An 8,610-nucleotide genomic window follows, 5' to 3' on the forward strand; every position below is an offset into this window, starting at 1 on the left:
TTACACTAATCTACAATATGGCATACCATGAATAACATACGACAACTCACAAAAGATGAATACCCAAAAGCCATCGAACTATCTTGGCAAGTTTTCACCATCACCGGCAAAGAAGATTTCAACAATGAGGGATTGGAATTTTTCAAAAGCTTTATTTATAACAAAAAATGTATAAACGAAATCATATTTTATGGTAGTTTTGACAATGAAGCTCTAACAGGCATTTTAGGTATAAAAAGTAATGGTAAACATATCTCCCTATTTTTTATCAAGCCAGAATATCACAGGCACGGATTAGGAAAAAAACTTTTCCACTACGCCTCCACCCTCCATCCTTCCATTGAAACAACGGTTAATTCTTCTACTTATGCTATTCCTTTCTACCAGAGTTTGGGATTTGCTGTCGTAGGAGAAAAACAAAATTACCATGGGCTCTGCAGTACCCCCATGAGACGCTATCATGCTGTATTTGTACAAAAGAACAAGTACACACTACGTACTTGGCAAACAGAAGACGCTCATTCATTAGTTCAAGAACTGAATAACAAAAAGATTTGGGACAATTGCCGCAACGTATTCCCCCACCCTTACAGGCTAGAGCATGCGGAAACCTTTATTGACCTCATCCAGAAAAAAGAAGGCATTCATGATTTTTGTATTGAAGTTAATGGAAAAGCCGTAGGCAATATCGGATTTACACCAGGCACAGATGTGGAATGCTTCAATGCCGAAGTAGGGTACGTTATCGGAGAAAAATATTGGAACCAAGGTATTGTAACCGACGCATTACAAGAAGCCATCTACCATTACTTCACTTATACGAATACAATACGTATATTCGCACTTGTCTTTGAACACAACCTTCCTTCCATGCGAGTATTAGAAAAGGCCGGCTTCAACAAAGTCGGAATAATGACAAAATCCATTTTCAAGAACGGTCGTTTCACCAATGCACATCTTTTCGAGTTGCTTAAAAACGTTTAGTATCCGGAAAATGCCAAAAGAACTTACAATAAATGTTATATTACACATATTCATCCTTTGTCCGAAAGACATAAACCCACTCCTTTCACAGTCTTTATCTGTATCCGTTCATCATCAGCAAACAATTTTCTAAGTCGAGTAACAAAAACATCGAGACTACGTGATGCAAAAAAATCATCCTCCGTATCCCATAGTCTTGAAAGAATAATATCCCGTCTCACTAGTTCATTTTTCTTTTTACAAAGCATCTGAAGCAATTTCGCTTCGCGTTCCGTCATTGTCTTTTGTACACACGACGAATGCTTTAATACTGCATGAACAGCATCAAATGTATAATTTTCACCAATCCGATAAATCTCACTTTCATTAGCGGCTCCCATTCCCCGCTTCATTTTCAACAAAGCACCAATATGCGCATCCAGTTCTTCGGCCAAAAAAGGTTTCTTAATATAATTATTCACCCCCAATTCATAACCTTTCACCACATCTTTAGGCGAAACCCTGCCCGAGGTAAAAACAATGGGAATAAATCCATCCGTTTCCCGAATACGACGTACCATTTCATAACCATCCATAACAGGCATCTCAATGTCTGAAATAATGATATCAAGATGTTGCTCCTTCCATATCTTCAGCCCTTCTTCGCCATTAGAAGCGGTCATCACCTCGTATCCACCTATCATATCCTCCAATCCACCACGAATAATATAACAAAGATTGGCATCATCTTCCACCAACAACAGTTTTATCATATCATCTTCCTCCTTAAAAAATATTTATTTCTTCTCCCCACTCGGCAAAAAAAGAAAAAATTCACTATACTCCCCTTCAATGCTTTCCACACACACTTTTCCACCATGCGCTTCAGCCACGCGGAAAACATAATTCAAACCCAATCCGAAGCCTGACGCACCGCCTTTACGGCTGCGGTCGGCAGCCGAAGCACGCTCGTACTTCTCGAAAATACGACTCTGGTCCTTCAACGGAATACCTATGCCGTTATCTCTTACCTTTATCAAATAAAAGTTATAGTCCTGACGCAAGGATGAAATCTGTATGTCCACCTCTTCACCTGAATATTTTATAGAATTATCTACCAAATTACCGATAGCTTCTTTCAAGAATTCTTCATCAGCATATACCCATTCCGATTCCAAATGAAGAGAGAAATGTACTGGTTTATCTGCCTTAGCAGTATATTTCTCAATAAGATCCTCTAACATCGGACGGAGTTGTATCTCCTTTTTCCAAAGCCTCAATTGAGCATTTTCCAATTTTGACAGCGTCAGCACTTTGTTAGTCAGTGACAATAAATGTTCACTCTCGTCCTCCAATATCTGAAAATGCTTCTCGCGTTTATCCGGAAAAATATCCAACTTTCCTGATTTCAACATTCGGGTCCCCATCAAAATACAGGCAAGAGGAGTCTTCATCTCATGAATCATGGCGTATGAGAAATCCTCACGCATCCTAGCTATTTTATTCTGATGAGCAATAATACGAATCTGATAAACAAGACAATAGACGATCATTGCCATCATCAAGACAGTAGCAATGAGGAGCAAGGTCATCTGCTGGAAAATAACCCAATAAGGATTAACAATAAAAGCCTGAAGATTCTCCGTACATTTATAATTGATAGGTTGTAATCCGGTTTTCAACAAGCCATAATCCCCTACCTGTATGGAACGGGAACTTCTAAGAATATTCCCCAGCGAATCTGTCACACAAGTTATTACTTCTGCATCCAATCCTTCGGCAGCAAGGCCTGTCCGATAAATAGAATCTAAACTTGACAAAGAAACAGACAATTTATAATCCCTCTTGACAATCTCTTGCATGGAAACCTGCATATTGGACATCAACCATTGGTTCACATTTTTATCACCTCTGCCATCCTCAAAAAAATCATAATCTTCATCCAGATTTATTCTAACCATAATGGAAGTATCTTTGTCCTTATACTTCTTTTGCAAAGAATCTTGATATACTTCCATGCGATAAAACACCTCACGCATCGTTGCATCTCTAAATACTTCATTGCTTCTGAACTGTATACTTTCCTTAGTTAGCTTATAGGTATTTACAAGCCAAACGTACTGCAAACAGATGATTGCCAACAGTCCGATACAAGCTACCCAACGAATATGTTTGATTGTCATACACTTATATCCTATCCATACTTTGTTAACATTGTGTTAACCTACCATTAACCACGTAAGGAAAAAAGTCTCCCTACTTTTGTTTCGTCAAAGTTAAAGAAAATATTAAAAACAAATAGATATGAAAAAGCAAAATTTTATCATCACATCGCTATTTTTATTTTGGGTTATAGGAACAACCACTGCACAAACCATTACCGGAAAGGTTACAAACATCCATGCACAAGCCATTGACGGTGCAACCGTCATCCTACAAACCATTGATTCTACTTTTGTGGACGCCGTAATCACAGATACCACCGGCTACTTCAGGTTCAACCGGCAACCAGCATCTTATCGGCTGATTTTCCAACACATCATGTACGAAACCCTCTTATTGACAACTACAGGAGAAGACGCAGGCACGATTACCCTGAAAAGTAAAGATTATGCTTTGGACGAAGTTATCGTCAAAGGGGAACGCCCTCTTGTAAAAGTGGAAGAAGGAAAATTATCGTATGATCTGTCACAACTCACCACACATAGAATCGTGAACAATGCTTATGAAATCCTTCAGCAATTACCCGGTGTACAGGAAATAAACGGCAACCTTTCATTAGCAGGCACACACAATCTGAACATTATTTTAAACGGAAGGCCCACAACAATGAGTCACGAACAGTTGACCATTTTATTAAAAAACACTCCGGCTTCACGTGTAGAAAAGGCAGAAATTATGTATAGCACACCGCCGCAATATCATGTAAGAGGTGCTGCCATCAACTTACTTTTGAAAGGTTACCGTCCTGAAGAAAGTGGGTTGCAAGGAGAAGTTAACGCCGGATATCTATACAATTACAGAAGTGGCACACAAGGAGGAATCAGCCTGCTTTACACCACTCCTAAATGGAATATAGACTTGCTATATAATACCCATTATGAACAAAACAGACAAACAACAGATACGTACTCACATCACACCTTAAAAAATAATATATATGATATCTGTCAACACAATGATATTGACAGGAAAGGAATAACACATTATGTACGAACAGGCGCTGAATATAAATTCAATGATAATGCTCATATCAATCTAGCCTATACTGGTGTCTTCAACCCTAACAACGATAATCATTCATATTCCGACGGGAACATCACAACCGCAGACAACCGGACAAAAAAGGAGACTCGAATGCACAATATCGCTTTAGATTATCTCTCTAGCTTCGGTATGAAAGCTGGAATAAACTATACCTCCTACCATTCCGAAAGTCATCAGCAATTCACCAACAAAGACAACAAGAACCAAACAAGCGAATTTCACACGACTAGCGGACAAACAATAGACCGCTGGAAAATATACGTAGACCAGTCACACACACTACCACGAGAGTGGACCTTAAACTATGGCACCTCTTTAACTTATGCCAGTGACCATAATACTCAGTTCTATCATACCCAAAACGGAACAGACATGAGCGAACTCAATACAAACAATCGTTATAATGAATATACATATGACTTCTACGTCGGATTCAGCAAAAACATGGGAGAACATTTGTCTTTCAGCGCGTCCATAACCGGAGAATATTACAAAACGGCCCGTTATCATGCATGGGCGGCTTATCCTACAACCGAATTAACATACGTAATGACCCCAGCACATATTCTACAACTTTCATTCACATCAGATAAGACCTATCCCAGCTACTGGGATCTGAGCGAAAGTACCGGCTATATAAGTGGTTATGAAGAAGTACAAGGCAATCCAATGTTAAAGCCATCCACCGATTATTCCGCAAATCTGAATTATATTTTAAAGAACAAGTATATCTTCAGCCTGGCTTATGATTATCAACCCGATTTATTTCAGCAACTAGCCTATCAAAGCACAGAACGCCTGGCTTTGATTTACAAAACCTTAAACTGGGATTATCAGCAAAGTTTCTCAGCCACGACTATCATTCCCTTCAAAATCGGACATTGGTTGGACAGTCACGTCACACTGCAAGCTGAATACCGTCAAGCAAAATGTAACAAATTCTTCGATCTTTCCTTCAACCACAGCAAGTGGATCGGACTCGCCATGTTACAAAATAATATAATACTTTCTACCAAACCGGATATTCGCATGGAACTGACCGGACTTTATTTGAGCCCATCTATCCAGGGAAGTTATGATTTAAATCATATCTGGGCCATCCATACCGGAATACGTTGGAACTTTGCCAACCAAAAAGCAAGTATCCAAGTGAAGGCCAATGATCTGTTCAATTCGATGGAAGGCAACATAGATGTGACACTACGTAATAAAGGACAATACATGGACATGCACACCAACAACTATTCACGCAACATAACTTTATCCTTTACCTACAAGTTCGGAGGGTATAAAGAAAAACAGCATAAACCAATAGATACTTCCCGGTTCAAATAAAGCATCATCAATGGTATCATGATACAATAATGAGGGGCAGATTCGTACATCCGCCCCTCATTCGATTATTTCATAACAGAAAGTATCTTACTATATTCAGACTGATTGTTCAATGTCTCAATAGCTTTTTTCAAATCAGGATCATCTTTCAAGCGTTGCAATATCGCGCCACGTTGGAAATAATAACGTTTCAAAATCTCCTGAGCAATAGCATCTTTTATCTCTTTCGAGAACCTGTCCAGCTCATGATCCAAATTATGCGTCAATTTCGTTTCCAAAGCGGCAAACTCCTCTTTTGCCCCATCCATATATCCTTCAAACTCCGCTATTTCTTTCAAGTTCTTCAGCATCTTCTCACTTTGACGGTCATAAGTAAACTTACGCTTATGTAACATCTTCTTAAAATCAACATAGTCAGCATCTGTTATTGTAAAGTCTTTCACTTCCCCTACCTGAGAATGCTTGATACAATATTGGGTAGCATAATCAAAAATCATATCATCATTAAGCAGATAAAACATAATGTTTGGGAAATTTTCAACTTTCACCTCCACATCCGGACGAATACCGCCACCATCACGCACTTCACGTCCGGCTGCTGTATGGAATACATTGGTCAGGCTGTCCGGAGTACGAGCCACCGACCCGTCAGCATTACGTTTAGCGTAATCAATGGCTTGAATGCATCGTCCGCTGGGAATATAATATTTTGCAGTAGTCACTTTCATGCTACTGTTATAAGGCAATTCACGAGGTACCTGTACCAACCCTTTACCATACGTACGGCTTCCTACCACAATAGCCCGATCAAGGTCCTGCAAGGAACCTGAAACAATCTCGGATGCCGAAGCTGTAGAACCGTCCACTAGCACAGCCAGCGGAATCTCTGTATCTACCGGTTCATTCATTGTTTTGTAAGTGGTACCAGCTTGTTTAATCTTACCTTTTGTTACCACAATCTCTTTCCCTTTCGGCACAAAGAAATTCACTACATTCACTGCTTCCCCCAACAAACCGCCACCATTGCCACGCAAATCGAGAACAATAGATTTAGCACCTTGCTGTTTCAATTCTATCAATGCCTTCTTTATATCTTTTGAACAGTTCTCTATAGCAAAAGTACTGATAACGATATATCCCACATTATTGCCTACGATTCCATAATAAGGTACAGGGTTCGTACGGATGGTAGAACGGGTTATTTTAAATTCCATTGGCACATAAGTACTATCAGAAGTAGGTCTCTCAACTTTCAACACACAAGTTGTTCCCGGCTCACCACGCAAATTATCACTGACATACGAGGTCAGATCATTGGGAATTCTGTCTCCCTGGGCCATATCTTTTCCATTGATCTCCATGATGATATCACCGGCTTTCAGTCCTATTTCGGCAGCAGGGCTTCCTTCGGAAGGTTCAATAATAGCCACACGCTTTCGGGGAGTATAATAACGTATTACCGATCCGATACCGCCAAACTTTCCACTAGTCATTTCCTTTAGTGTATTATCTTCTTCAGGATAATACTCCGTGTAAGGGTCGGTCTGCGCCAACATAGCATCAATACCATATTTTATCACTTTCTCAGGATCAATAGTATCAACATAAAACATATCCAATTCCTTGAATATCGCATTGAAGATATCCAAGTTTTTTGCTATCTGGAAATTACGGTCATCACCTTTATTAAAACTAAACAAAGCGCTACCTGTCAGGCCCACGCAAATCATTAACAATATTTTCTTACTATTCCACTTCATCACTTTATGTATTTGTGAACCGCAAATTAATACATTATTCTATTCAAGCCTGTAGAAGGGCCTCTATATTTAACTTTATTTCGTCCCATTTTTTCTTTGATAAGGTTGTACCCACCACTTGTATCACATTGGATGCTAAAATAGAACCTATAATGGAACACTTCTCCAAAGAATAACCACAAGTCAGTCCATACAGAAAACCTGCTGCATAATAATCTCCCGCGCCAGTGGTATCCACGACTTTTTTTACCGGAGGTACCTCTAGTTTGATGCATTCCGTACCTTTCTTTATACATGAACCTTGGGCACCTAGTTTTACTATTACAACACTGCATTTAGAAGCAATTTCATTGATAGCCCCCCATGCATCCTTGCCTGTATAAGCCTTTGCCTCTTCCTCATTAGCAAAAACAATATCCACGTATTTAGTTATCAAAATATCGAAGAATTCCAAATCCCCTTCCACAATATTATAACTGGCCATATCCAAGCAGATTTGCAATCCAGCCTCTTTTCCTAATTGCATAGCACGAAGAATCAATTCATGATCCTGTACCAAATATCCTTCTATATATAGATATGCATACCCCTTAAACATATCCAACGTCAGATTTTCGGCTTTCATAGTAGCAGCAGCTCCCAGATAAGTTCCAAAAGTACGTTCCCCATCCGGTGAAATGAAAGTAGAAGCCACTCCTGTAGGCAAATCACCGGCGAGCAATTTCATGTCAATTCCCTGCTTCAAACCGTTTTTTTTAAAATATTGCCCAAAATCATCGTTTCCTATCTTTCCGATAAATCCCGGGTGTGCCCCTAGGTTAGCTAACGCCAAAACTGTATTTCCCGCACTTCCCCCTGTAGCTTTATGCGTTTTCATACCAGAGAATTTACCACTGATTTTCAAAAACTTATCTTCATTTATAAGTTGCATGCTTCCTTTGGGCAAACTCATCTCATCTAGTAGCGAATCATCTTGCAAAGTAACAAGAACGTCAACCAATGCATTGCCCATTCCAATTATTTTATCCATTTATCTAAAATTTTTCTGCAAAGATATTGCATATTTCGGAAAAACCTATTATCTTTGCACCGCATTTGAGAGAAAAACCTTCTTCGTTAGCTCAGTCGGTTAGAGCATCTGACTGTTAATCAGAGGGTCCTTGGTTCAAGTCCAAGACGAAGAGCACTTTTAAAGTCAAATGCAAATTTTCTTCGTTAGCTCAGTCGGTTAGAGCATCTGACTGTTAATCAGAGGGTCCTTGGTTCAAGTCCAAGACGAAGAGCA

The 8,610-nt window shown here is 39.4% G+C and carries 6 protein-coding genes, 2 tRNA genes and 1 pseudogene; 5 read left to right on the forward strand and 4 right to left on the reverse strand.

Going from position 1 to position 8,610, the window contains the following annotated elements:
- Positions 1-27: 27 nt before the first annotated feature.
- Positions 28-396: pseudogene (locus tag RE317_RS06430) on the forward strand (GNAT family N-acetyltransferase); the annotation flags it as partial.
- Between the two features lie 51 nt (positions 397-447).
- Complete coding sequence (locus RE317_RS06435; RefSeq protein WP_016271692.1) at positions 448-984, forward strand: GNAT family N-acetyltransferase; 537 nt, start codon at positions 448-450, stop codon at positions 982-984.
- A gap of 50 nt (positions 985-1,034) precedes the next feature.
- Here the strand turns inward: RE317_RS06435 and RE317_RS06440 are convergent, their stop codons facing one another.
- The gene (locus tag RE317_RS06440) at positions 1,035-1,736 is read right to left on the reverse strand and encodes a response regulator transcription factor (protein ID WP_005844593.1); all 702 of its coding nucleotides are present in this window, start codon (positions 1,734-1,736) and stop codon (positions 1,035-1,037) included.
- Between the two features lie 24 nt (positions 1,737-1,760).
- A complete protein-coding gene (locus RE317_RS06445; protein ID WP_005844590.1) occupies positions 1,761-3,146 on the reverse strand; it encodes a cell wall metabolism sensor histidine kinase WalK in 1,386 nt (461 codons plus the stop codon).
- 121 nt (positions 3,147-3,267) lie between these two features.
- Between RE317_RS06445 and RE317_RS06450 the strand changes: the two genes are divergently transcribed.
- Entirely contained in the window at positions 3,268-5,565 is a 2,298-nt protein-coding gene (locus RE317_RS06450; RefSeq protein WP_117889384.1) for an outer membrane beta-barrel family protein, read from the forward strand.
- A gap of 65 nt (positions 5,566-5,630) precedes the next feature.
- On the opposite strand, the gene RE317_RS06455 is transcribed toward RE317_RS06450, so the two are convergent.
- Both RE317_RS06455 and RE317_RS06460 read right to left on the reverse strand, forming a co-directional pair.
- Positions 5,631-7,325 carry a S41 family peptidase gene (locus tag RE317_RS06455; RefSeq protein ID WP_032935261.1) on the reverse strand — a complete coding sequence of 565 codons (1,695 nt, stop codon included), beginning with the start codon at positions 7,323-7,325 and terminating at the stop codon, positions 5,631-5,633.
- A 43-nt stretch (positions 7,326-7,368) separates the two neighbouring features.
- A complete protein-coding gene (locus RE317_RS06460) occupies positions 7,369-8,355 on the reverse strand; it encodes an adenosine kinase (protein ID WP_008666742.1) in 987 nt (328 codons plus the stop codon).
- Positions 8,356-8,435: 80 nt separating this feature from the next.
- Here RE317_RS06460 and RE317_RS06465 point away from each other — a divergent pair.
- Positions 8,436-8,509, forward strand: a tRNA-Asn gene (locus RE317_RS06465).
- Positions 8,510-8,534: 25 nt separating this feature from the next.
- Positions 8,535-8,608 (forward strand) — tRNA-Asn (locus RE317_RS06470).
- The last annotated feature ends 2 nt before the right edge of the window (positions 8,609-8,610 follow it).

Source organism: Phocaeicola sp. GP0067 (genome assembly GCF_031119655.1).
In the GTDB taxonomy this organism is placed as follows: Bacteria; Bacteroidota; Bacteroidia; order Bacteroidales; family Bacteroidaceae; genus Phocaeicola; species Phocaeicola vulgatus.